Source organism: Pseudomonas sp. efr-133-TYG-23, assembly GCF_030209215.1.
In the GTDB taxonomy this organism is placed as follows: domain Bacteria; phylum Pseudomonadota; class Gammaproteobacteria; order Pseudomonadales; family Pseudomonadaceae; genus Aquipseudomonas; species Aquipseudomonas rhodesiae.
In genome coordinates this window covers 392,640-415,971 of record NZ_JARVSL010000027.1, presented here as the reverse complement: position 1 = coordinate 415,971, position 23,332 = coordinate 392,640, and the positions used below count along the sequence as shown (strand labels likewise).

The 23,332-nt window shown below is 62.1% G+C and carries 24 protein-coding genes; 11 read left to right on the top strand and 13 right to left on the bottom strand.

Features of this window, described 5'->3' with window-relative positions; all coding sequences use genetic code 11:
- Window positions 1–42 precede the first annotated feature (42 nt).
- The 4 genes from QRN41_RS19835 to QRN41_RS19820 form a co-directional block, all read right to left on the bottom strand.
- A complete protein-coding gene (locus QRN41_RS19835) occupies window positions 43–336 on the bottom strand; it encodes a YcgL domain-containing protein (protein ID WP_034096439.1) in 294 nt (97 codons plus the stop codon).
- Window positions 333–1,466: a ribonuclease D gene (rnd, locus tag QRN41_RS19830; RefSeq protein ID WP_034096438.1), complete on the bottom strand. Its 1,134-nt coding sequence runs from the start codon at window positions 1,464–1,466 to the stop codon at window positions 333–335. The genes QRN41_RS19835 and rnd overlap by 4 nt, the downstream gene beginning before the upstream one ends.
- A gap of 125 nt (window positions 1,467–1,591) precedes the next feature.
- A complete protein-coding gene (locus tag QRN41_RS19825) occupies window positions 1,592–2,188 on the bottom strand; it encodes a class I SAM-dependent methyltransferase (protein ID WP_034137380.1) in 597 nt (198 codons plus the stop codon).
- Window positions 2,189–2,287: 99 nt separating this feature from the next.
- On the bottom strand, window positions 2,288–3,658 hold the full coding sequence (locus tag QRN41_RS19820; RefSeq protein WP_285422038.1) for a glutamine synthetase family protein: 1,371 nt from the start codon (window positions 3,656–3,658) through the stop codon (window positions 2,288–2,290).
- A 366-nt stretch (window positions 3,659–4,024) separates the two neighbouring features.
- Here QRN41_RS19820 and QRN41_RS19815 point away from each other — a divergent pair, with 366 nt between their 5' ends.
- Together QRN41_RS19815 and QRN41_RS19810 are read left to right on the top strand one after the other, a co-directional pair.
- Window positions 4,025–4,798, top strand: a complete 774-nt coding sequence (locus QRN41_RS19815; RefSeq protein WP_034096435.1) for a transporter substrate-binding domain-containing protein — start codon at window positions 4,025–4,027, stop codon at window positions 4,796–4,798.
- 50 nt (window positions 4,799–4,848) lie between these two features.
- A complete protein-coding gene (locus QRN41_RS19810) occupies window positions 4,849–5,688 on the top strand; it encodes a cache domain-containing protein (RefSeq protein ID WP_285422037.1) in 840 nt (279 codons plus the stop codon).
- A gap of 69 nt (window positions 5,689–5,757) precedes the next feature.
- Here the strand turns inward: QRN41_RS19810 and QRN41_RS19805 are convergent, their stop codons facing one another.
- Both QRN41_RS19805 and pobA read right to left on the bottom strand, forming a co-directional pair.
- Window positions 5,758–7,275, bottom strand: coding sequence for an MDR family MFS transporter (locus QRN41_RS19805; protein ID WP_094064864.1), 1,518 nt, complete (start codon window positions 7,273–7,275; stop codon window positions 5,758–5,760).
- A 63-nt stretch (window positions 7,276–7,338) separates the two neighbouring features.
- Window positions 7,339–8,523, bottom strand: coding sequence for a 4-hydroxybenzoate 3-monooxygenase (pobA, locus tag QRN41_RS19800; protein ID WP_285422047.1), 1,185 nt, complete (start codon window positions 8,521–8,523; stop codon window positions 7,339–7,341).
- Between the two features lie 189 nt (window positions 8,524–8,712).
- Between pobA and QRN41_RS19795 the strand changes: the two genes are divergently transcribed.
- Entirely contained in the window at window positions 8,713–9,588 is an 876-nt protein-coding gene (locus QRN41_RS19795; RefSeq protein WP_034112419.1) for a helix-turn-helix domain-containing protein, read from the top strand.
- Here QRN41_RS19795 and QRN41_RS19790 read toward each other — a convergent pair.
- On the bottom strand, window positions 9,581–9,757 hold the full coding sequence (locus QRN41_RS19790; protein WP_167389878.1) for a hypothetical protein: 177 nt from the start codon (window positions 9,755–9,757) through the stop codon (window positions 9,581–9,583). The two genes, QRN41_RS19795 and QRN41_RS19790, sit on opposite strands and share 8 nt — an antisense overlap.
- A gap of 90 nt (window positions 9,758–9,847) precedes the next feature.
- On the bottom strand, window positions 9,848–10,762 hold the full coding sequence (locus tag QRN41_RS19785) for a LysR family transcriptional regulator (protein ID WP_123480465.1): 915 nt from the start codon (window positions 10,760–10,762) through the stop codon (window positions 9,848–9,850).
- Between the two features lie 106 nt (window positions 10,763–10,868).
- On the opposite strand from QRN41_RS19785, the gene QRN41_RS19780 reads away from it, so the two are divergent.
- Together QRN41_RS19780 and QRN41_RS19775 are read left to right on the top strand one after the other, a co-directional pair.
- Complete coding sequence (locus tag QRN41_RS19780; protein WP_285422036.1) at window positions 10,869–11,735, top strand: MBL fold metallo-hydrolase; 867 nt, start codon at window positions 10,869–10,871, stop codon at window positions 11,733–11,735.
- A 36-nt stretch (window positions 11,736–11,771) separates the two neighbouring features.
- Entirely contained in the window at window positions 11,772–12,386 is a 615-nt protein-coding gene (locus QRN41_RS19775; RefSeq protein ID WP_285422035.1) for an NAD(P)-dependent oxidoreductase, read from the top strand.
- Window positions 12,387–12,504: 118 nt separating this feature from the next.
- Here QRN41_RS19775 and QRN41_RS19770 read toward each other — a convergent pair whose 3' ends face one another.
- Window positions 12,505–13,401, bottom strand: coding sequence for a LysR substrate-binding domain-containing protein (locus QRN41_RS19770; protein WP_285422034.1), 897 nt, complete (start codon window positions 13,399–13,401; stop codon window positions 12,505–12,507).
- A 109-nt stretch (window positions 13,402–13,510) separates the two neighbouring features.
- Here QRN41_RS19770 and QRN41_RS19765 point away from each other — a divergent pair, with 109 nt between their 5' ends.
- The 3 genes from QRN41_RS19765 to QRN41_RS19755 all read left to right on the top strand — a co-directional run bounded on the left by QRN41_RS19765 (window position 13,511) and on the right by QRN41_RS19755 (window position 17,522).
- Entirely contained in the window at window positions 13,511–15,130 is a 1,620-nt protein-coding gene (locus QRN41_RS19765; protein WP_285422033.1) for a 5-guanidino-2-oxopentanoate decarboxylase, read from the top strand.
- Window positions 15,131–15,261: 131 nt separating this feature from the next.
- A complete protein-coding gene (locus QRN41_RS19760; RefSeq protein ID WP_167416505.1) occupies window positions 15,262–16,449 on the top strand; it encodes a cyanate transporter in 1,188 nt (395 codons plus the stop codon).
- Between the two features lie 137 nt (window positions 16,450–16,586).
- Entirely contained in the window at window positions 16,587–17,522 is a 936-nt protein-coding gene (locus tag QRN41_RS19755) for a LysR family transcriptional regulator (protein ID WP_094064652.1), read from the top strand.
- 25 nt (window positions 17,523–17,547) lie between these two features.
- Here QRN41_RS19755 and QRN41_RS19750 read toward each other — a convergent pair whose 3' ends face one another.
- From QRN41_RS19750 to QRN41_RS19740, 3 genes are all read right to left on the bottom strand, one after another.
- Complete coding sequence (locus QRN41_RS19750; RefSeq protein ID WP_123480471.1) at window positions 17,548–17,910, bottom strand: 5-carboxymethyl-2-hydroxymuconate Delta-isomerase; 363 nt, start codon at window positions 17,908–17,910, stop codon at window positions 17,548–17,550.
- Window positions 17,911–17,965: 55 nt separating this feature from the next.
- Window positions 17,966–18,889: a LysR substrate-binding domain-containing protein gene (locus tag QRN41_RS19745; RefSeq protein ID WP_034096422.1), complete on the bottom strand. Its 924-nt coding sequence runs from the start codon at window positions 18,887–18,889 to the stop codon at window positions 17,966–17,968.
- A 122-nt stretch (window positions 18,890–19,011) separates the two neighbouring features.
- The gene (locus tag QRN41_RS19740) at window positions 19,012–19,158 is read right to left on the bottom strand and encodes a hypothetical protein (RefSeq protein WP_167416504.1); all 147 of its coding nucleotides are present in this window, start codon (window positions 19,156–19,158) and stop codon (window positions 19,012–19,014) included.
- Between the two features lie 197 nt (window positions 19,159–19,355).
- Between QRN41_RS19740 and QRN41_RS19735 the strand changes: the two genes are divergently transcribed.
- Together QRN41_RS19735 and QRN41_RS19730 are read left to right on the top strand one after the other, a co-directional pair.
- Window positions 19,356–20,660 carry an MFS transporter gene (locus QRN41_RS19735; protein WP_285422032.1) on the top strand — a complete coding sequence of 435 codons (1,305 nt, stop codon included), beginning with the start codon at window positions 19,356–19,358 and terminating at the stop codon, window positions 20,658–20,660.
- On the top strand, window positions 20,660–21,418 hold the full coding sequence (locus QRN41_RS19730; protein ID WP_285422031.1) for a substrate-binding domain-containing protein: 759 nt from the start codon (window positions 20,660–20,662) through the stop codon (window positions 21,416–21,418). The genes QRN41_RS19735 and QRN41_RS19730 overlap by 1 nt, the downstream gene beginning before the upstream one ends.
- Here the strand turns inward: QRN41_RS19730 and QRN41_RS19725 are convergent.
- A complete protein-coding gene (locus QRN41_RS19725) occupies window positions 21,410–22,312 on the bottom strand; it encodes a LysR family transcriptional regulator (RefSeq protein ID WP_034137367.1) in 903 nt (300 codons plus the stop codon). The genes QRN41_RS19730 and QRN41_RS19725 overlap by 9 nt on opposite strands.
- Before the next feature lie 168 nt (window positions 22,313–22,480).
- On the opposite strand from QRN41_RS19725, the gene QRN41_RS19720 reads away from it, so the two are divergent.
- Window positions 22,481–23,332 (top strand): STAS domain-containing protein, encoded by an 852-nt coding sequence (locus QRN41_RS19720; protein ID WP_034137366.1) that lies wholly within the window; start codon window positions 22,481–22,483, stop codon window positions 23,330–23,332.

Here is a 23,332-nt window from a genome sequence, read left to right as displayed (position 1 = left end):
ACGATTTCATTGAAAATGTGCCCCGGACAGGGCACTTACCGATCACATCGGGTCATTGCGACGCAGCAGCTCTTCGGGCAAGTGTTCGATGTACTCGTCCTCGGCCGGCGGCATTTGCAGGTGGTAGCCCTGCTTGTCGAGGTTTTCCAGTACCTGGTGGATGTCTTCCTGTTGCAGCTTGCGCTCGGGCGTCAGCACCAGGTCGAAGGCATGCACCGGTTTGCCGAATACGCTCACCAAACCTTCGGGTACACGTTCGAGGGCATCGCTCTTGAGCACGTACAGGTACATGCCGGCGCGTTTGGGGCTGCGGTAGATGGAACAAATACGTTTCAAGGCTGTTCTCCGGCAGTGGCCAGGCTGTCGAGCAGCGCCTGGCCCATCAACTCGCGGCGCCAGCCACGCAGCGAGTCTGGCAATTGGTAAGGCCCATCGGGGTAGCCGCTTTTAACCAAGGCTTCGAGGGTTTTCTTGCGCAGCATCAGCTCCGGCGCCATGTCCAGGCGTTCGGCTTCGGCCTGGCCGAGTGCGCGCAGTTGCTTGATCAGCGCGGCGGCGTCCACCGGCAACGGTTCGGCGATGGCCGGCGGCCATTGGTCGGCGGGCACACTGCCGGCACGCTTGATCAGATCCAGCAGGAACTGGCCGTCCTGGCGCACGGTGCGCGGGTGCATGTCTTCGATCTTGCCCAGGGCGGCGAGGTTATCCGGCTGGGACTTGGCCAGGGGCCAGAGCGAATGTTCACGAATGATGCGGTTGCGCGGCAGGTCACGGGCACGGGCCTGTTGCTCGCGCCAGGCGCACAGCTCACGCAATACGGCCAGTTGCGCGCGGGACAGTTTCCACGCCAGCTTGGCTTCGCGGTACACCTCATACGGGTCGACTTCGCGGCGCAGGTTGGCCACCAGTTCGGCACCGTCCTCCAATACCCAGGCGTATTTGTCGTCCGACAGCCGTGGGCGCAAGCGTGTGTAGACCTCGGCCAAGTGCACCGCGTCTTCGGCGGCGTAGCTGATCTGAGTTTCGGACAATGGCCGCTGCAGCCAGTCCGAGCGGGTTTCGCCCTTGGGCAGCTCGATATCCAGTACGGCTTGCACCAGACGCGAATAGCCCATGGAGAACCCGAGGTTCAGGTAAGCCGCTGCCAGTTGGGTGTCGAACAACGGCACCGGCAGGCTGCCGGTCAGGCGCAACAGTACTTCGAGGTCTTCGCTGCAGGCATGCACCACCTTGATCACGGCTGGGTTTTCCAGCAAGGCGGCCAGGGGTTGCCAGTTGTCGATGGTCAGGGGATCGATCAGGTAGGCGCGAACGCCATCACCGATCTGGATCAGCCCGGCAATGGGGTAAAAGGTATCGACCCGCATGAATTCGGTGTCGAGGGCGACGAATGGCAACTGCTGCCATTCGGCGCAATGCTGGCCGAGGCTATCGTTGTCGCAGATCCAGTGAATATCGATGGCCACACGGCTCTCCCTTGAAGAATGGCGCGCAGTATATATCGCGCAAGAGGCTTGCGAGCATCCACAGTGCACAGCCGATCATGAAAACTCAGACAGGAGTTGAAGAATAGTCCGACAGATGGGAGTTATCATCTCTTACGCAGTACGTAGACCCGCCATACCGCCGAGCCAGGCACGAATTCCTGATGGTGCAGCACGTTGAACCCCGCCTGACGAAACTCTGCCTCGACGACGGCGCGGGAGTTGACCGAAACAATCACGGTGTCGCGACTGACGCGATGAAACTCGCGCAGCAGCGCCAGGCGCCCTTCGCTGTCGGGCACATGACGAAACAATTCCAGGCAGAAGATGCAATCCACCGCGTTTTCCGACAAGCCAATGGAAAACGCCGACCCCTGGAACGTCTTGACGCGCTTGAGCAACGACGCCGGGTAGTGGGTGCGAGCATGGTCGAGCATGGCCTGGGAATTATCCGAGGCCAGGATCACCCGGTTGACGTGCTCGGCCAGCACCGGCCAAAACCGCCCAGAGCCGCAGGCCAGGTCGAGGATCAGCCCCGGCTCGCCGGCCACTTTCAACGCCTGGCGCACCAGCCAGGCGTCGCGCCACGCCACCAGACGCCGGCGCAGCCCTGGCGGGCGCGTATCGCCGCAGACCCGGGCGTGCTCACGGCCACAGCGTTCGGCGTATTCAATCTCGATGGAGGATGGAGGTTGTGACGACATCTATGGGCTCATCTGGGTGAAACGGTAGTGAACGACCTTGATTGGCAGCTTAACGGCGGCAACGTGAAAAAAAGGTCGAAGACACTACCGTTAATCCCGTCATGCCTGATGCAAATACCAGCGCCAGTCCTGTTCACCGACTTGCCCCATGAACTGGCGGTACTCGGCGCGCTTGACCGCCAGGTACACGCCGAGAAAATCAGGCCCAAACGCTTCCCGCGCCCAATGCGACCCTTCCAGTGCGCGCAGGGTGGTGAGCCAGTCGGTGGGCAACCGCTCCTTGGCCTGGGCGTAACCGTTGCCTTCCACCGGGGCGCCGGGGTCGCGCTGCTCGCGAATGCCGCGATGGATGCCGGCCAGGATCGCGGCGGCGGCCAGGTACGGGTTGGCGTCGGCGCCGCAGATGCGGTGTTCGATATGCCGCGAGGGCGCTGGCCCGCCGGGAATACGCAGGCTGACGGTACGGTTGTCCACCCCCCAGGTGGCGGCCAACGGCGCGTAGCTGTTGGCCTGGAAGCGCCGGTAGGAGTTGGCGTTGGGGCAGAACATCAGCAGCGAATCCAGCAAGGTGCTGAGCATGCCGCCCACCGCGTGGCGCAACAGCGGCGTGCCATCGGCGGCGGCGCTGGCAAATAAATTGCGGCCTTCGGCATCCGCCAGGCTGACGTGCATATGCAGCCCGGTGCCTGCCAGGTCGTCGAACGGTTTGGCCATAAAACAGGCGGTCATGCCGTGTTTGTGTGCCACCCCCTTGACCAGGCGCTTGTAGCGCACCGCTTCGTCCATGGCCTGCAGGGCGTCGGAGCGGTGTTCCAGGGTGATCTCGACCTGCCCCGGGGCATATTCGGAAATCGCCGTGCGCGCCGGAATGCCTTGCAGTTTGCAGGCGCTGTAGAGGTCGGCGAGGAAGGGTTCGATCTGCTCCAGTTCCCGCAGGCCGTAGACCTGGGTCGCGCGCGGCCGGCCGCCGTCCTGATCCAGCGCCGGTTGCGGGCGGCCATGACTGTCGGGTTTCTGATCGAGCAGGTAGAACTCCAGCTCGGCCGCCATCACCGGGTAATAGCCGTCGGCCTTGAGTGCGTCGATCACCTTGGCCAGCACCTGGCGCGGGTCGGCCACGGTGGCGGGCAGGCCTTCGCTGGGGTGCATGCTGACCTGCACCGCCGCCGTGGGGATCAACCGCCACGGCATACGCTGCAAACTGCCGCTGATCGGGTAGGCGCGGCAGTCGATATCGCCGACCTCCCAAACCAGCCCGGAGTTTTCCACGTCGTCGCCGTTGATGGTCAGGCCGAGGATGGTACTGGGCAGCGGGCGGCCGCTTTCATACACCGCCAGCAGTTCATCGCGGTGCAGCAGCTTGCCGCGGGGCACACCGTTGTTGTCGAGAATAAATAGCTCGAACAGTTCGATGTCCGGGTTGTGTTCAAGAAAGGACTGGGCTTCGTGCAGGCTGGCGAAAACACTCATGGGGGCTCTCATACGTGGGGGGTCTGGCAGGCGCGCGGGCGCCGCCGGGCAGATGGGCACAGGCGTGCGTCATCCAATGGGCCAATCAACGTAGGAGAGCGGTATCCGGCGGGCGCGCGTGGCGGCAATGGAACAGCGCCCAGAACGCCAGCGCGGACGGCAGTGTCGCGAGGTGGGCGTCGGGGGAAGCGGCCATGGGCGAATCACACTGGTGGGATGCGCGCCAGCCTCACATGCCGCGAGCGCCGGTTAAATTCACGGTTGGCGGAGTATGGTTGCAGCCCGGCTAAACAATCGTCACGCCTTGCCACCCTGCCCCGTGCTGGAAATAATGGCCGCCCGACCCCGCCCCAAGGACGCGACTGCATGAAAGCTCTATTAGCCCTCGGTGTATTGGCCAGCCTCGCCGCGCCGGCTCTGGCCGACACCGCCCCGTCGCGCCTCGATGAAGTGTTGCAGCGTGGCACCCTCAGCGTGTGCACCACCGGCGACTACAAGCCCTACACCTCCCTGCGCGCCGATGGCGGCTACGAAGGCATCGACATTGCCATGGCCGAATCCCTGGCCAAGAGCCTCAACGCCAAGATCCAATGGGTGCCCACCACTTGGAAAACCCTGATGCCAGACTTCCTGGCCCAACGCTGCGATATCGCGGTGGGCGGCATTTCAGTGTCGTTGGAGCGCCAGAAAAAAGCCTTTTTCAGCCAGTCCCTCGGGGTCGACGGCAAGATCCCGCTGGTGCGCTGCGCCGACGTGCAGCGTTACCAGAGCGTCGAGCAGATCAACCAGCCCCAGGTGCGGGTGATCGAACCGGCGGGCGGGACCAACGAAGTGTTCGCCCGCACGCATTTGGGCAAAGCGCAGATTCGCCTGCATGACAACGTGACGATTTTCGACGAGTTGCTGGCGGGCAAGGCCGACGTGATGATCACCGATGCCAGCGAGGCGCGCTTCCAGCAGAAACTCAAGCCGGGGCTGTGCGCGGTCAACCCGGACAAGCAGATGCAGTACAGCGAAAAAGCCTTCCTGCTGCCCCGCGATGACGTGGCGTGGAAAAGCTATGTCGACCAATGGTTGCACCTGAGTGTGGCCACCGGGGTGTACCAAGGCATCGTCGATCAATGGCTGGCGGCGCCCTGAGCCATAGGCGTCTACGCTGTGCTCACATCAACAAGAACGAGGATTGGCTCATGAAGGGACTGCTGCGCATCACCTGGTTGCTGCTGTTGGGTTTCAGTCAGGTGCATGCAGATACCGCTAGGGATGAAGACGCCCAGGCGGCCAAGGCGCTGCTGGAAAAAGCCCTGGTTTATTACCAGAGCAATGGCGATAAGGCGTTCGCCGCGTTCAGTCGCCAGGGCGAGTTTGTCGACCATGACCGTTATGTGTTCGTGGTGGACACCAAAGGCGTATTGCTGGCCAGTGGCGGCCCGTCTTCAGCGTTGATCGGCCGCGATGTGTCCGAGGTGCTCGGGCCGGACCTGCGTGAGTCATTCAAGCAAGCGCTCAAGGTGCCGGAAGGCCAGGGCATCCAGCAGGCTGACTATCGTTGGCAGAACTGGAACGACGGCAAGGTCGAGCACAAACATGTGTTCTACCAGCGCGTCGGTGAACGCATCCTGGCGGTGGGCTACTACCTGCCAAGGGCCACGCCGGAACAAGCGCGGGCGCTGCGTAATAAAGCGGTGAACGCGTTACTCAAGGACGAGACCGGCACACTCAAGGCGATCAACTCACTGCAGGGCGGTTTTCTACAGGATGACCTGTACGTGTTTGTGGTCGACCTCAATACCCACCGCTACGTGGCCCACGGCACCACATTGCGGCTGATCAACACCGACTTCAGCAAGATCAAGGACCCGGACGGCAAACCGGTGGGCGAACCGATGCTTAAGATGATGGCGGAGCAGGATCAGGGCGAATACAAATACCGCTGGAAAAACCCGGTGACCGGCAAGGTCGAGAACAAGCATGCGTATGTGCGCAAGGCCGGGCATTTCATGGTCGCGGTGGGCTACTACAGCCCCTGATCTGAATTGGACTGCATGCAGGTGTGGGAGGGATTAAACCTTCCCACAGCTTGTCGTTCAGGGTTCCCGTTACTTGGCCTTGTCCTCACGCCCGCGCAGTATGCGATCAGGCATGGCCACGGCGGCGGCCAGCCCCAGCAACGACACCGCCGCACTCACCATCAGCAAATGCCGGAACGTCACCGCCAGTTCCGCGCGCAGGGCGTCTTGCGCCGGGCCGGGGGCGGCGTTGAGGCCGTCGAGCAGCACGTTGCCGGACGCACCCTCGGCCACCAGTGCGCCGCTGGCCAGGTGAGCGAAACTGGAATCCTGTAGCAACGCCAGCAGCAGCGCCGACATACAGGCCACCCCCACCGCGCCGCCCAGGGAGCGGAACAGGTTGGTGGTGCTGGTGGCTACGCCGATATCCGGCTGTGCCACCGAGTTCTGCGCGCCCACCAGGGAGGTGGGGAACTGCATGCCGGCGGCGATCCCGCACAACAGCATAAACACCGCCGTCAACCCCACCGCCTGCGGCGCGCTGTAGGCCATGCCGAGGATCGCCAGCGGGCTCAACAGCGCACCGCTGAGGATCATCGGTTTGTAGCGCCCGGTCACCGACGTGCGGCGCCCAGCGCAGTAAGCACCGATCGGCAGGCCCATGGCCAAAGGAAGCAGATGCAGAGCGGCGCTGTCGGCACCGGCGCCGGTCACCGTCTGAAAGCGCAGGGGCATCAGCACCGTCAGGGAAATCGCCTGGAAGCTGGTGAAAAAAATCGTGCACCAGCACAGCACCGCGCTGGCGTTGGCAAATAGATGCATCGGCAGCAGCGGTTCGCGCGCGCGGCGTTCATGCCACACGAACAGCGTCAGCACCACCAGCGCACCGCCCAGCAGCCCCAACACCTGTGAATCGCGCCACGAATGGCCCTGGCCGATTTCGGTGATGCCCAGCAGCAATGCGGTCAGGCCAACGATCATCAGCACAGTGCCGAGGTAATCGATGATCGGCTTGCGTTGCGGCACCGGCAGCCCCACCAGAGTGCGATGGGCCACATACCAGGCGCCAGCGCCCAGGGGCAAATTGATCAGAAACACCCAGCGCCACGACAAGTACTCGGTCATGTAACCGCCCAACACCGGCCCGGCCACGCTGGCCACCGCATACATGCTGCTGAAATAGCCCTGATAACGCCCGCGCTCGCGAGGCGGGATGATGTCGCCGATGATCGCCTGGCTCACCGAGATCATGCCCCCGGCGCCGATCCCCTGCAGCACCCGCGCCAGCACCAGTTGTTCCATGCTTTGCGCCATGCCGCACAACAGCGAGGCCAGGGTGAACAGCCCCATGCCAATCAGCATCATCGGCCGACGCCCGTACAGGTCGCCGAGCTTGCCGTAGATCGGCACCGCCACCGTCATCGCCACCATGTAGCCGGAAATCACCCAGGCCAGCAGGTTGACGTCGTGGAAGCGCGCCGAGATGGCGGGCATGGACACCGCAACGATGGTCTGGTCGAGGGCGCCAAGAAAGATGGCCATCATCAGCGCAATCAGAATACTGCGCACGGCGGGAACAGGTGGGGTGGAGTGATTAAGCTGAGTCACGCAGGAACCTTCGAGCAAGGCCGTGGGAAAGGCGCCCACGGCAATGCGCAATACGATAGCAGGCTATTCAATAGCCTCGTAAGGAAGTCCGACGTAATTTTCTGCGATGGTTTTGCGCCCGGCTTCGGAGCCGACGAAATACTCCAACTCGCTTTGGGCAATGCGTTGGCTGAAGCCATCGGCCTCGGCGAATGTATGCAGCATGGAGGTCATCCACCAGGAAAACCGCTCGGCCTTCCACACGCGGCGCAGGCAAATGGCGGAATAGCGCTCCAACAAATCCACGCGGCCTTCGCGGTAAACCTTAAGCAAGATCCTGAATAACGTACTCACGTCACTGGCCGCCAGGTTCAAGCCCTTGGCCCCGGTGGGCGGCACGATATGGGCGGCGTCGCCGAGCAGGAACAAGCGTCCGTACTGCATCGGTTCCACCACAAAGCTGCGCAGCGGCGCGATGCTTTTTTCGATGGCCGGCCCAGTCACCAGTTGCTCGGCCAATGCCGCAGGCAAGCGCCGTTTGAGTTCCTCCCAGAAGCGCGCATCCGACCATTGCTCCAGGTCTTCGTCCGCCGGCACTTGCAGGTAATAGCGGCTGCGGGTCGGCGACCGCATGCTGCACAAGGCGAACCCGCGAGGGTGCTTGGCGTACACCAGTTCCTCGTGCACCGGCGGTGTGTCGGCGAGGATGCCCAGCCAACCGAAGGGGTAGACCCGTTCAAAGATGGTCAATGACTCAGGCGGAATCGACTGACGTGCCACGCCGTGAAAACCGTCGCAACCGGCAATGTAATCGCACTCCAGCCGAAACGCCTGACCCTGGTGTTCGAAGGTGAGCCAGGGTCGATCACTTTTGAGGTCATGGGGCTGTACGTCGCGCACTTCATACAGGGTGGTGGCGCCCGCTTCCGCGCGCGCGGCCATCAGGTCGCGGGTGACTTCGGTCTGGCCGTAAACCATCACCGATTGGCCGCCGGTCAACGCCTTGAGATCGATGGGGGTGAGTTGACCGTCGAGCGCCAGCGCGAAGCCGTCGTGCACCAGGCCTTCGCGATCCATGCGCTGGCTCACGCCGGCCTCGCGCAGCAGGTCAACCATGCCCTGCTCCAGCACCCCGGCGCGGATGCGCCCCGCCACGTAATCGGCGTTCTGACGCTCAAGGATCACGGTCTGGATGCCGGCGTTGTGCAGCAGCTGACCGAGCAACAGTCCGGACGGACCGGCGCCGATAATGGCGACTTGGGTTTCCAGCGTTTTCATTATTTTTATCGCCCGCAAGTTCCACTCGAACGGATTGAGTGAAAGAGTTGTCATTGATCTTGTAGCTGACATTTTTCACTTGAGTGCACGGCATAAGAAGGTGAAAACTGCGCCAAAGCCTGCGCTTTTTACCAATCGGGGCGATTACCGCACCCCTATCCTGAGTATCGGATTGAAAACATGACCAAAACCGCGATTCCGGTCTTCAAGCTTTACGGGGAAAGTCAGCAATGGCCGACGCCCGATTTGTTGCACTGCGAAACTATTTCCCGACGCAGCAGGGAATACCAGTGGGAGATCCAGCCCCACCGGCACGCGGATCTGTGCCAATTGCTGTATGTGCACAAAGGCCAGGCCCAGCTGGAAATCGAAGGTCAGCGCACCACGCTCAACGAAGCCACGCTACAGGTCCTGCCGCCGCTGTGTGTGCACGGGTTTCGCTTCAGTGAAGATGTCGAAGGCTATGTGGTGACCCTGGCCGCGCCCTTGGTGGACCACATGCAGGCGCAACTGGGTTCCACGGTCGATGCCTTGCAGACATTGGGCAATTACCCAGCGGGCAAGGACAGCGATTACCTCAATAGCTTGTTCGCGCGCCTGCAGGATGAATACGCCGATGAGCAACCGGCACGGGACATGCTGATGCACGCCCTGGTCAGCGTGCTGCTGGTGTGGATCAGCCGCCAGGCGATCCAGCGCCGCCATCCACGGGCACCACGGGGTCGTGAGTATTTCCGACGCTTCACTCAGCTGGTGGAACAGCACTACCGCGAGCATCCCAAAATCGAGGACCTGGCCCACAAACTGGGGATCTCGGTGTCGCACCTGAACGGTACCTGCCGCGAATTGGCCGGGCAGCCCGCGCTGCAGATCATGCATGACCGCCAGTTGCTGGAAGCCAAGCGCCTGCTGACGTACACCAGCATGACCATCAATGAGATGTCGGAGGTGTTGGGTTTTTCCGACCCGACCAATTTCTCGCGGCTGTTCCGCCGCCGGGTCGGGTTTTCACCCAAGGCATTTCGTGAACAGTTAAAAGCGCAGCAGCCTACCTGAGCGCGCTGAAACTGCCGCTGTGGGGAATGCACTGGTCCTGATGGCAACTGATCGCAAAGGTCGGTTGCATGCGGGTCTGCTCGACGCGGTAGGCGGCCGTCCCGTAGAGCGCACTGGCCAGCGCGCTGAGGGCGAAAATCATTAGGTACTTGCGGGTTTTGATGCTCATGGCACTGACCTCTGCACAGATATACACGGTGCTGTTTAAAGCATAGGTCAGCCGGGGCAGGATGCCATTATTGGACGCCATTCAACCCGTTTATGTCGCGTATAAACCCTCATCCCACGCCGGCTCTTCGGGAAAGCGCAACACCAGAAAATCCAGCAGGCTGCGCAGCGCCGAAGGCATGTGCTTGCGCGACGCGTAGACCGCATAGATGTTCATCTGCCGGGGTTCGGCGCTGGGCAGCAGGCGCACCAGTTCGCCACGGCGGATGTAGTCGCCGGCCTGATAGCTGGGCAGCATCGCCACCCCGGCGCTGGCCAGAGTGACACGCAGCAGAGTGCTGGCCTCGTTGGCGGTGATGGTGCCACTCACCGGCACAGAGACAGGTTCGCCCCGCTCTTCGAAATGCCACAGGCTCTTACCGAAATACGAGTGGGTCAGGCAGTTGTGTCGCGCCAGGTCCTCAACGTTCTGCGGCGCCGCATGCTCACGCAGATACGCCGGGGTGGCGCACACCACCGAGCGGCAAACCGTAAGCCGCCGGGCGATCAGGTTGGGGTCCAGGTCGTTGCTCATGCGGATCGCCAAATCGATACGCTCATCCACCAGGTTGACGGTGCGGTCGAGCATCTGCAGATCGACCGTGACCAACGGGTAACGCTTGACGTACTCGGCGATGGCCTCGGCCAGTTGCGCCTGGCCGAACGAGGTACTCACACTCAGGCGCAACAGGCCACGGGGCGCATCGTCCGGTTCGCTGACGGCGGCCTGCATATCGGCACTCAACTCCAGCATTTGCCGGCAACGGGGCAGGGTTTCGCTGCCGGCCGCCGTGAGGCTGAGCTTGCGCGTGGTGCGGTGCAGCAGGCGCGCGCCGACCCAATCCTCCAACTCGGCCAGGTAGCGCGATACCACCGGGCGCGACAGGTCCAAATGATCGGCGGCGGCGGATTGGCTGCCCAGGTCGACCACGGTGACAAACACACGCATTGCTTGAAGACGATCCATGATCTGTCCGCTTTTAGAAACAAACTATGTTCCAGCATCGCATTTTTAGTCTGGTTTGGTGCAACTAAGCTCTGTGCATTCTTTGAATCGATGCTGGAGCTACCCGATGTTCTCAATTTTCAAGCGCCTGACGCTGGCCAGCGCCGCCCTGGCTTTCGCGGCCCATGCGGCAGCGGCCGACCTGAGCCTGGACCTGTACAACCCCGGTGAAGCAGCGATTTTTCCGGTGAGCTCGGTACTCGTCAGCGGCGCCAAGGATGCAATCCTGGTGGACGCACAATTCGGCAAAGGCCAGGCCGAGCAACTGGTGCAAAAAATCCGCGCCAGCGGCAAGCACCTGACCACCATCTACATCAGCCATGGCGACCCGGACTACTACTTCGGCCTCGACACTCTCACTGCGGCCTTCCCCGACGCCAAAGTGCTGGCCCCACAACCGGTGGTCGAGCACATCAAAGCCACCGAGGCCGGCAAATTGGCCTATTGGGGCCCAAAAATGGGCGCCGACAAACCGGCCAAGATCATCGTGCCCCAGGTGCTTGAAGGTCATAGCCTGAGCCTGGAAGGCCAGACACTGGAGGTGATCGGCCTGGACGGCCCGCAGCCGGATCGCAGCTTTGTGTGGATCCCGTCGATCAAGGCTGTGGTGGGTGGCGTGGTGGTCGCCGAGCACATTCATGTGTGGATGGCCGACACCCAAAGCGCGCAGTCTCACAAAGACTGGCTGGCGACTCTGCAGCGCATCCAACAGCTGCAACCGCGCACGGTGATTCCAGGGCACTACCTGGGCACGCCGTCGCTGGCGTCGGTGGCCTTCACCGCCGACTACATCAAGGCTTTTGACCTGGAAACCGCCAAGGCCAAGGACTCCGCCGCGCTGATCGCGGCCATGAAAAAGCGTTACCCGACCCTCGCCGACGACAGCTCGCTGGAGCTGAGCGCCAAAGTCGCCAAGGGCGAAATGAAGTGGTGAACCGTTGTAGAACCTGACCTTTACTTGGAGAACATCATGAGCAAGATCGCAATCATTGGCGCCACCGGTCGTGCCGGTAGCCAACTGCTGGAAGAAGCCCTGCGTCGCGGCCATAGCGTGGTCGCCATCGCCCGCAATACTAGCGCCTTGCCGGCGCGCGACGGCGTCAGCGTCAAGCAGGTCGATGCCTTGAATGCCGAGGCCCTGCAACAGGCCGTCAGCGGCAGCGACGTGGTGATCAGCGCGGCGCACTTCGCCACCTTGCCCGCTGCGGCGGTGCTCGGTCCGGTGAAAAAAGCCGGGGTCAAACGCCTGCTGGTGGTGGGCGGCGCGGGCTCACTGTTGTTGCCGGACGGTAGCCGCGTGATCGACAGCCAGGGCTTCCCGGCCGAATACAAAGCCGAAGCCAGCGCCGGCGCCGAGTTCCTTGAGGCTCTGCGCCAGGAACGGGAACTGGACTGGACCTTCCTGTCGCCGTCGGCGGAATTTGTCGAGACCGAGCGCACCGGCACGTTCCGCCTGGGTCAGGACCATTTGCTGGTAAGCGCCGAAGGCCGCAGCTGGATCAGCTTTGCCGACTACGCCATCGCGATGATCGATGAAGTGGAAAAGCATCAGCACCCGCGCAAGCGTTTTACGGTCGGTTACTGATTGATGTTTATTGACTGATTCATCGCTATCGGGGGCAAGCCCCCTCCCACATGGACTGAGGAAACCAGATCAAAACTGTGGGAGGGGGCTTGCCCCCGATGGCGATCGATCGGTCAGTTCAAGTACCGCTGCCCCACCCCTGATCTGAAGAGTGCGCCTGACTCTGCAGCCAGTTCATCAATGCCTCAAGCTCCGGCAGTGGCTGCGTACCCGGCGCAGACACCAGGTAATACCCCATCCCCGTCGGCACCCGCCGTTCAAATGGCATGGCCAGCCGCCCTGCCTTCACATCCTCGCCAATCAGCGCGCAGTCGCCGATCGCCACGCCAGAGCCTTGGGACGCCACCGTCATCGCCAGGTCCAGGGTTTCGAAATGATGACCTTGGCTGACCCTGCTCAAGCGCACATCCGCCGCCTTCAGCCAGAGCGTCCAATCCCGCTCGTCTCGCGTGGGATGTAGCAGCACCTGGTGTTGCAGGTCCGCCGGTGTGCGCAGCGTCGCGAGCAAGGCCGGGGCGCAGACCGGGGTGAGTCGTTCATCGAATAAATGCCGGGCCTCGGCGGGCTGCGCGGCGATGGGCGCGTAAATCACTGCCGCATCGAAAGGCTCGCGACGAAAGTCCACGGTGTTGGCCACCGTGGTAGTGAGTTCTACCGGCACATCCGGGCGTTCCCGTTGCCATTGCATCAGGCGCGGCAGCAGCCAGCGCATCACACAGGTGGAGGCCTTGAGTTGCAGGGTTTGCTGGCGCGGACCGATGTGCTCCACCGCGGCGCCGATCAGGCCAAACACCTGCTGCGCGCAGTGCTGCCACGCGCGGCCCTGCTCCGTGAGGCTCAAGCCTCGCGCCTGGCGCAGAAACAATGGGTAGCCCAAGTGGCGCTCCAGCCCGGCGATCTGCCGGCTCACCGCGCCCTGGGTGATATGCAGATGTTCGGCGGCGCGGGTGAAGTTGCAGCAGTGGGCCGTGACCCAAAAGGTGTGCAGCGCAGGCAGCGGCGGAAGGCGTTTCATGCGATGAGCCATGACGTGGGAACATGGCGAGTATGACGTTTTATCGATTGTGGGCGCCATGGGCCAACCGTTCCAATACCGCCTTCTCTCATTCACAAGAGCGACCTGTATGGCGACCTGCGGCGAAGTGTTGGTCAACCTTTTGGAAGGCTATGGCGTGGACCATGTGTTTGGCATCCCCGGCGTGCACACCGTGGAGCTGTATCGCGGCCTGGCCCGTTCCAGCATCCGCCATATCACCCCGCGCCACGAACAGGGTGCCGGTTTTATGGCCGATGGTTACGCGCGCACCCGTGGTAAGCCCGGTGTGTGTTTCATCATCACCGGCCCCGGCATGACCAATATCACCACGGCCATGGGCCAAGCCTATGCCGACTCGATCCCGATGCTGGTGATTTCCAGTGTGCAGTCGCGCAGCCAGTTGGGCGGCGGGCGCGGTAAGTTGCATGAGTTGCCGAACCAGAGTGCGCTGGTGGCTGGGGTGGCGGCGTTTTCCCATACCGTGATGTCGGCGGCGGAACTGCCCAGTGTGCTGGCGCGGGCGTTTGCGCTGTTCCAGGCCGGGCGGCCGCGCCCAGTGCATATTGAAATCCCCCTGGACGTACTGGTGGAAAACGCCGATGCGCTGCTGGGCTGCGCGCCGGTCAGCGTGGCCCGCGCCGGCGCCGCACCGGCGTCCGTCGTGCAGATGGGGCGCTTGCTCGCCACAGCCAAGCGTCCGTTCATCCTGGCCGGCGGCGGTGCCATTGAAGCCGCCGCGGCACTGACCACACTGGCCGACACCCTCGGCGCGCCGGTCGCGTTGACCATCAACGCAAAGGGCCTGCTGCCCGCCGCGCACCCGCTGCTGATCGGCTCGACCCAAACCTTGCCCGCTACCCGCGCCCTGGTGGCCGAAGCCGACGTGGTGCTGGCCATCGGCACGGAGCTGGCGGAAACCGACTACGACACGACCTTCGCCGGCGGCTTCGAGATTCCCGGCACTTTGCTACGCATCGATATCGACCCGGACCAGACCGTGCGCAACTATCGGCCCGCCGTGGCGTTGGTGGCCGATGCGCGGATCGCCGTCGAGGCCGTGCTGGCCGAACTGAACCACACGCCGCTGCCTGCGCGCGATCCACACTGGGGGCAGCACCGCGTCGCACGGTTGTGGGCTGACTTGGCGCCGACCTGGGACGCCGCCACCCGCGCGCAGACCCTGTTCCTCAACACCGTATTGGCGACCTTGCCCGATGCCGTGCTGGTAGGCGATTCCACCCAACCGGTGTACAGCGGCAACCTGACCCTGAACCTCGACCATCCGCGTCGCTGGTTCAACGCCTCCACCGGCTACGGCACCCTGGGCTATGCCCTGCCCGCAGCCATCGGCGCCTGGCTCGGACGCGGCGATGGCCGGCCGGTGGTGTGCCTGATCGGCGACGGCGGCCTGCAATTCACCCTGCCGGAACTGGCCAGTGCCGTGGAAGCCCGCACGCCGATCATCGTGCTGCTGTGGAACAACCAGGGCTATGAAGAGATCAAGCGCTACATGCTCAACCGCGCCATCGAACCGGTGGGCGTGGACATCTACACCCCGGACTTTATCGGCGTGGCCAAGGCCCTTGGCAGTGCCACTGACAGCGCACACGACGTTGAGCAGCTACGCAATGCCTTGCACAGCGCCGTGCAACGGCAAGGGCCAACGTTGATTGAAATCGATCAGGGGCTGTGGATGAAGGCGATGTGAGCCGAGGGGGCAAGCAAAGGACCACGCCCATTAACCCCAGCGCAATTTTTCAATAGCCTTTGCGACTTTCTCATTTGCCCCGCCGGCATCCGCCATGGCCTGATCTGCGCTTGTTCACTCAAGGCTTGCCCATGGAAAACGTTCACGCAAAACCCACTACCGCCGCCTGGCTGATGCTCAGTGTGGTGCTGGTCGCCCTTAACCTGCGCCCTTCGATGGCGGCGGTCGGGCCGTTGTTGTCGTCGATTCGCGGCGATGTGCCGTTGAGTTTCAGCAGCGCGGCGTTGCTGACCATGCTGCCGGTGATGGCCATGGGGCTGGCGATGTTTTTCGGCATGGGCCTGGCCAAGCGGGTGGGTGAGCACCGCAGCATCGTGTTGTCCCTGGGGGTGATCGGCGTAGCGACGCTGTCGCGGTTGTGGCTGGACTCGGCGCTGGAGCTGATCGTCAGCGCCATCGCCGCCGGGGTGGGGATCGCGCTGATCCAGGCGGTGATGCCGGCGCTGATCAAGACCCGCTTCAACCAGAACGTCTCGCTGTTCATGGGGCTGTACGTCACGGCGATCATGGGCGGCGCCGCGCTGGCCGCTTCATTCGCGCCGTTCGTGCAGGTGCAGACCGGTAGTTGGCGCATCGGCCTGGCCATCTGGGCGATGCTTGCCGTGTTGGCGCTGGTGTTCTGGTACGCCCAGCGCTCGACGCTGCCGCCAGTGCCCCAGGCCGGCTCCGACACGCAGGAACGCTTTTTCGGCAACGCACGCGCCTGGTTGCTGGCGATCTTTTTCGGCCTCGGAACCGCGTCCTACACCTGTGTACTCGCCTGGCTGGCGCCGTATTACGTGGAACAAGGCTGGAGCGAACAGAGCGCCGGCCTGGTGCTGGGCTTCCTCACGGCAATGGAAGTGGTGTCGGGGCTGATCACGCCGGCCATTGCCAACCGTCGCCAGGATAAACGCAGCGTGGTGGCGACGTTGCTGGTGCTGATCATCCTTGGTTTCTGCGGCCTGATTCTGGCACCGCAACACGTGAGCCTGCTGTGGCCATGCCTGCTCGGCCTGGGCATCGGCGGGTTGTTCCCGATGAGTCTGATCCTGTCCCTCGATCACCTGGACAACCCGCGCCGCGCCGGCGGCCTCACCGCCTTTGTGCAGGGCTTCGGCTACCTGATCGCCGGTCTGTCGCCGCTGATCGCCGGGGTTATTCGCGACCAATTGGGCAGCTTCGAATGGGCTTGGTGGGCACTGACCGGAGTGATCGTGGTGATGCTGCTGATGGTCACGCGCTTCGACCCGAAGCATTACGCACGCCATTTCCGCTGAGGTCGTATTGCCAACAGTTTATGTCCCACCACAAACATAGAAACACCCTACAGAGCTTTCTATTGGTACGACCGTTCCGTTAATCTTTTGCGCTGTCTTGTACTGAATTCGGTACATGGGATTTACGGACGAAACCGATGTTAAACAGTAACTTGCTCAGAAAACTCGATATGCAGGACTTGATGGTGTTTATCGCCGTCTATGACCAGAGCAGCGTTACCGAGGTGTCAGAAACGCTGTTTGTCAGCCAATCCACGGTGAGCTACAGCCTCAAGAAACTGCGCACCAGTTTCGAGGACGAGCTGTTTATCAACACCCGTGCGGGCATGCGGCCGACGTACAAGGCCACCACCATGTACGAGCATGTGCAGAAGATCCTCGAAAGCATCAACCTGTGCCACGCCGGTGGCCAGGCTTTCGACCCCAAGCAGCAGGCGGTGACCTTCAATGTGTGCGCCCCGGAATACTTCGAACAGCTGATCCTGCCGCGCCTGCTCAAGCAATTCGATCGCGCCGACCTGCCGGTGATCGTTAATGTGCGCAAGCTGGAAACCGATATCCCCGCCGACGACCTGCGCGAAGGCCGCTTGGACCTGGTGATCTGTTTCGGCCCGCATTTCCACCGCGCCCATAAAGACTTCAAGACCCAGATGCTGCTGGAGGATGACCTGGTCTGTGTGTTCGACAAACACGCCGCGCCAAGGGAATCGGCGTTCAGCCTGCAATCCTTCGTCGAACGCCGCCATGTTTTTCCGACACCCTGGACATCCGACACCAACATGATCGACGGTTGGCTCGGGCGCCAGGCGCACAAACGCCAGGTGGTGGCGCGGGCCAACAGCTACAGCGCGGCCTTGAAAATGATCAGTGGCACCGACTACGTCGTCACCCTGCCCCGCCGCGTGCAAAAACTGCTGGCACCGGCCACCACCTTCGGCCACTGCGAAGCCCCCAACGGCTTGCCGGGGTTCACTTTGGATATGCAGTGGCATGAAAGCAGCGGGCAAGACCGCGCCAATGCCTGGTTCCGGGAACAACTGGTGAAGGTCTGCGCCGAGCAAGGCTTGCTCTGACGCCCGCATACCTTAGGGGCAGTGATCAGCCGATGGCGACTTTACTGTAGGACTCGCGATCCATATCGACCAACTGCACGCTGAGTTGTACCTGCATATCCGCTGGCCACTCGCCCACGTCCTGCAAGGCCGCCAATAGGCTCTCCGACAATTGCTTTTTAACCTGAGGCGAGCGCCCGCTGAGCAAGGACAGTTTCACCGCGATAAAGGCCCGCGGGCTCAGCGAGGTGCCGACCTGGAAACTCTCGACCTTGAACGCGCGGCTTTTGATATCGAACTCGGAACCGAACTGCCCGGACGCCATCAGCACGTTATTGAGCCGCAACAGGGTTTTCTCGACGGCCAGGTCGGTGAGGTTCGCGGTGTATTCCAGGTGCAGATGCGGCATTGATCGCTCCGAGTTATTTGTAGGAAGACGCGTAGATATAACACGGATAAAACCATCAGGCTGGGTTCACCGGCCCGCGATCCCCCATAAACGCTTCCAAGCGCGAACGCACCCAACGCTCGGCCGGGTCGGTGTCCACATGGCTGAGCCAGACCATCGACAGATCCAAGGTCGGCGTTTCGAACGGGAATGGCTCGCAGAACAGATTGCCTGACACGGCCATGGCCTCGGCGGCGTAGTCCGGCAGGCTGGCGATCAAGTCAGTGCCGGCCAGCAGCGCTGGCAAGGCGCTGTACTGCGGCACCGACAACACCACCTGTCGCTTGCGGCCGATTTCCGCCAGCCACTCATCGGCGAACCCCGACACGTTGGCGGTGTGGGACACCAGCACATGAGGCCGTGCGCAATATTCATCGAGGGTCAGCGGCGTGTCCGAGGCATCGGCGCGCAACAGGCGCGGACGGATATGACGCAACAATTTGCGCTTGGCATTGGCCGGCAGGCCACGGGTCTGGGTGATGCCGACGGTAATGTCGCCGGATGCCAACAGATCGGGAATGCGCCAGTAATCGACATGCTGCACCACGAACACCACCTTCGGCGCTTCCTGGCGCAAGGCGCGCAGCAGCGGCGGCAACAGGCCGAATTCCACATCGTCGGACAGGCCGATGCGAAACGTCATGGTGCTGATGGACGGGTCGAAATCGTGGGTCAGGCTCAAGGCCGACGACAACGAATCCAGGGCCGGTGACAGGTGCTGGATAATTTCCTCGGCCCGCGCAGTTGGCTCCATGCGATGGCCGACGCGGATAAACAAGGGATCATTGAACAGCGTACGCAAACGGTTGAGCGCCGAACTGATGGTGGGTTGGCCCAGAAACAGCTTCTCCGCCACGCGCGTGACGTTGCGCTCAAGCATCAGTGCTTCGAAAACCACCATCAGATTGATGTCGGCCTTGCGTAATTCATTGCGATTCATCGGCGCCTGCCCTCTGCCCTAGACGAGCCGCAGTGTAGAAAGCGCCGCGGCGGGCGTCTATGCGCATTGCCGCCAAACACACCGGCAGGTCGGTACCCGCCGGTGCTGGTCAGGCCGGGTCATCAGGGTTTGAGCGGTATTTCCTGATCTCGCTCGGACAGCTCCGTGCCGTCATCGGGATGTTTCCAAGTCTGCGGTTTTTCCTCTTCGTAGCGCTGCCGGGGCTGCTCCTGCTCCGGTTCATCGTGGTGCTTCGGTTCATTGCCCATTGTCACCTCCCCTCCCAAAGAATTGGACACAGCTACAAGCATAGATCAGGACAAAGGGTTTGGCCGCCGGCTTGATTGATAGCTATGACGCATCAATAAATCCAAAATTTTCACTTATCATTTCTAAATGTGTCAGCCACTATCCCAAGTCTTAAGCGAAACAAGCACTTTAAAAAGAACGCTGGAGACACAACACCATGACTAGCTCAACCCGGCCTGACTCTGCCCACTCCAAAGTGGGCGCGGTATTGCGCGTTACTTCGGGTAACTTCCTCGAACAGTTCGACTTCTTTCTGTTCGGCTTCTATGCCACTTACATTGCTGCCGCGTTCTTCCCCGCCGCTAATGAGTTTGCGTCATTAATGATGACCTTCGCCGTGTTCGGCGCAGGCTTCCTGATGCGACCCCTGGGTGCAATCGTTTTGGGTGCCTATATCGATGACGTGGGTCGCCGCAAAGGCCTGATCGTGACGCTATCGATCATGGCCAGCGGTACGCTGTTGATCGTGCTGGTGCCGGGCTATCACAGCATTGGTCTGTGGGCGCCGCTGCTGGTGCTGCTCGGTCGCCTGCTGCAAGGCTTCTCGGCCGGCGCGGAACTGGGCGGTGTGTCGGTGTACCTGGCCGAGATGGCCACGCCGGGCCGCAAAGGTTTCTATACCAGCTGGCAATCGGGCAGCCAGCAGATCTCCATCGTGGTCGCGGCCGCGCTCGGTTATGGCTTGAACGTGTGGATGGAACCGTCGGTGGTGGCCGACTGGGGCTGGCGCATTCCGTTTGCGGTGGGTTGCGTCATCATCCCGTTTATCTTTGTACTGCGTCGCAACTTGCAGGAAACCGAAGAATTCGCCAACCGCAAGCATCGCCCGACCATGCGCGAAGTGCTGGGAACCCTGGTAAAGAACTGGACCGTAGTCATCGGCGGCATGCTGATGGTGGCCATGACCACCACTGCGTTCTATCTGATCACCGTGTACGCGCCGACCTTCGGCAAGACCGTGCTGCAACTGAGCACTTCCGACGCACTGCTGGTGACCTTGCTGGTGGCCATTTCCAACTTTGTCTGGCTGCCCATCGGCGGCACTCTCAGTGACCGTTTCGGTCGTAAACCGGTGCTGATCGCCATGACTGCGCTGACCGTGCTCACGGCCTATCCGGCGTTGTCCTACGTGGTCAACGCGCCGAGCTTTGCGCATATGCTGGAAACCCTGCTGTGGTTCTCCTTCCTGTACGGCATGTACAACGGCGCCATGATCCCGGCCCTGACCGAAATCATGCCAGTGGAAGTGCGCGTGGCGGGTTTCTCTCTGGCCTACAGCCTGGCGACCGCGATCTTCGGCGGCTTCACCCCGGCGATCTCCACCTGGTTTATTCACATCACCGAAGACAAAGCCTCGCCGGCCTATTGGATGATGTTCGCCGCGCTGTGTGCGCTGTGCTCGACCCTGGCGCTGTACCGCCGCGCCAACGCCCGTGGTCAAGTGATGCAGGGGGCTGTGTGATGAAGTCAATGTTCAAAACCCTGACCGCCCTCGCCCTCGGCGCCCTGGCACTGACGGCCCAGGCCGAACAGCTCAAGGTGATGACGTCCGGCGGCTTCACCGCAGCTTATAAAGTGCTGGGCCCGCAATATGCCCAGCGCAGCGGCGACACCCTCGACACCATTCTCGGCCCGTCCATGGGCAAGGCGCCGGAAGCGATTCCCAACCGCCTGGCCCGCGGCGAACCTGCCGACGTGGTGATCATGGTCGGCTATGCCCTGGATGAGTTGATCAAGCAAGGTAAGGTGGACCCCGCTTCACGGGTGGAACTGGCCGACTCGCGCATTGGCCTGGTGGTCAAGCAAGGGCAGCCGAAACCGGCGATTGGCACCGACGCCGAGCTAAAGGCGGTGCTCAGCAACGCCAAGTCCGTGGCGTATTCCGACAGTGCCAGCGGCGTGTATGTGGAAAAAGAGTTGTTCAAGAAACTCGGTATGCCGGCCAAGGGCACCATGATCGAACGCCTGCCGGTGGCCGAGCAGGTGGCCAAGGGTGATTACGATGTGGGCTTGCAGCAGGTGGCGGAACTGTTGCCGGTACCGGGCGTGACCTTTGTGGGCAAGATCCCTGAAGACGTGCAATCGGTGACGCGCTTCGCCGCGGGCATTCCGGTGAACGCCGAACACCCTAAGCAGGCCAAGGCGCTGCTGCAGTTCCTCGCCTCTCCCGAGGTGCAACCGGCGGTGCAGGCCACCGGCCTGGACTCGGTGTCACGCTGACCGAAACGGCATCTCGCGCACCAAGCGCTCCAACTCCAGCGCCGCTGGCGGCAAAGTCCGCCCGCGGCGTTTGATCAAGCCCACATTGCGCATCACCTGCGGCTCCACCAGCGGCACGCTCACCAGAATCGGGTGTTCGCACGCCGGCATCGCAATCGACGGCACCATCGCCACCCCCAGCCCCGCTTCTACCAGCCCGATCATGGTGGTCACGTGGTGGGTCTCGCAAATACTCAGCTTCTTAACGCGCACGCCACGCAAGGCCTGGTCGAGCAGAAAACGGTTGCCCGAGGTCTTGTCCACGCTGATGTAGTCGTGCTCATAGGCTTCGGCCCACGTCACGCTGGCGCGTCCGGCCAGCGGATGGTCACGCCGGCACGCCAACACGTAGCGCTCTTGCAACAACAGTTCGAACTCCACCTCATCGGCCAGGCTGCCGCTGAAACTCACGCCGAAATCCGCCTCACCGCTTTCTACCGCACTGCACACCTCGCCGGCACTGGCATCGAGCACCCGCAGACGAATCTTCGGGTAGAGCTTGTGGAATTCGGAGATCACGTGAGGCATGAAGTAGTACGCGGTGGAAGGCACGCAGGCGATGGTGACGTTGCCCATGCGCGTCGACGCCACGTTGCTGATGCCCATCAGGGCGAGGTCCAGGTCGTCGAGCATGCGTTCGACCTGCGGGAGAAAAGCGCGTCCCACCATGGTCAGGCTGACACGCCGGGTGGTGCGCTCGAACAGCTTCACGTCCAGCGCCGATTCGAGCTTTTCGATGCGGCGGCTCAAGGCCGGTTGGGAGATGCGGATCGCCTCGGCAGCGCCGCGGAAACTGCCTTTGTCCACCACGGCACGAAAGGCCTGAAGGTCATTGAGATCGAAATTGATAATCACGGGAAACACTGGCCGACTAGGGGGGGCGATCTATAGTACCCGAGGGCCATGAACGTGGCGCGATGCACTTTGTAGACATCCCCCGGAATAATTAGCGTAAACCGTTTCAAACCACACATTTTGGTATAGATTGCGCGCAGCATATAACAGGCATCCAGGAGCTTTCCCATGGCGACACTTCACGCGACTACCGTTCAGGCGCTGCAAAGCAACAAACTCAGCTTGTTGACCACATGGATCGAAAGCCTCGAAGCCTCGGGTGCCACCCGCAACGTCAAGGAAGCCGACCTGAAACAACAGGCCAACGACTTCCTGAACACACTGATTGCAGCCCTGGAACAGGGCGGTTCGCAGAATGTTAACCACGAGAACTGGGCCGAAACCCGCGTACTCCTGGAAAAGCTGTCCCACAGCCGCGCACTGGTCGGCCAGGACTCGCAACAAACCGCCAGTTTCATCTTCGCCCTCAAAGGCCCGCTGTTCGCCCTGCTGCAACGCGAATATGCCGAGCAGCCAGCGCAACTGGCCGAACAGCTATGGGAAATCTCCGAGCTGCTGGATGCCTTGGGCATGCACACTATCCGTACCTTCCAGAAGTCCCGCGAGCTGGTGATCAAACGCCAGCAGGAAGAACTGCTGGAACTGTCCACGCCGGTGGTCAAGTTGTGGGACGGCGTGCTGGCCCTGCCGATGATCGGCACCCTGGATTCCCAGCGCACCCAGGTGGTGATGGAATCGCTGCTGCAGCGCATCGTCGACACCGGCGCGGAAATTGCGATCATCGACATCACCGGCGTGCCGACAGTCGATACCCTGGTGGCCCAGCACCTGCTCAAGACCGTGACCGCCATTCGCCTGATGGGCGCCGATTGCATCATCAGCGGTGTGCGTCCGCAAATCGCCCAGACCATCGTTCACCTGGGCCTTGACCTGCAAGGCGTCGTCACCAAGGCCAATCTCGCCGACGCCCTGGCCCTGTCCCTCAAGCGTCTGGGCGTGACCGTGACCAAGGCCGTCTGA